General features: G+C 45.1%; 1 protein-coding gene. It reads left to right on the top strand.

The genetic code is table 11. From position 1 onward, the window contains the following. Positions 1–394 precede the first annotated feature (394 nt). The gene (locus P5674_RS25695) at positions 395–535 is read left to right on the top strand and encodes a hypothetical protein (RefSeq protein ID WP_167538960.1); all 141 of its coding nucleotides are present in this window, start codon (positions 395–397) and stop codon (positions 533–535) included. Positions 536–568: the final 33 nt, after the last annotated feature.

Below are 568 nucleotides of genomic sequence, written 5' to 3'. Positions count from 1 at the left end.
AAACTGGGGGTGGCTATCGCCGTTACTCTCTACTCCCTGATTTCTCAGTTTGTTTATGACCTTGAGTTCCCTGCCTTGTTTTGTATATTTCTATACCAAACGTTGGGACATATAAACAGTTATGGGGATGGTCAGGAGTGCGCTCCTTATATTCAACCAAGGGGTTGAAGTCCCCACCAGGCGGTTATTTCGGGTATTGCAACCCTATTTCATGCCTGAACGTCTCGCACAGATAGAAGAACTATACCACAATCTCCGCTCCTTGACCCCCACGCCGCAGGCAGGTGGGGGAGTGCGTCGCTCTTTTTGTTCAACCATTGTATGTTGCTAATAGCATCTGGGATTAGTTTAATTATTGACACCAACCCGGTTGTGGTTGGTGTCCTGATTGACTATGGTGCAGGTTGAATACCTGTTATCCCGATTTAACTTAAAGCCTTATCCTAACGACGATAACCGGAATTTACTTAACCCGATAACTATGCCTAGTTACTCAGATATTACTCACAATCTGGTATTGCACAGTGAGGAATGATGAAGAGAACGGAGGAAGTTGTCCATGCTTCAA

Source organism: Limnospira sp. PMC 289.06 (assembly GCF_032350395.1).
In the GTDB taxonomy this organism is placed as follows: Bacteria; Cyanobacteriota; Cyanobacteriia; order Cyanobacteriales; family Microcoleaceae; genus Limnospira; species Limnospira platensis.
Note: the sequence above shows the minus strand (reverse complement) of the source record. Positions and strands in the feature narration are given on the sequence as shown.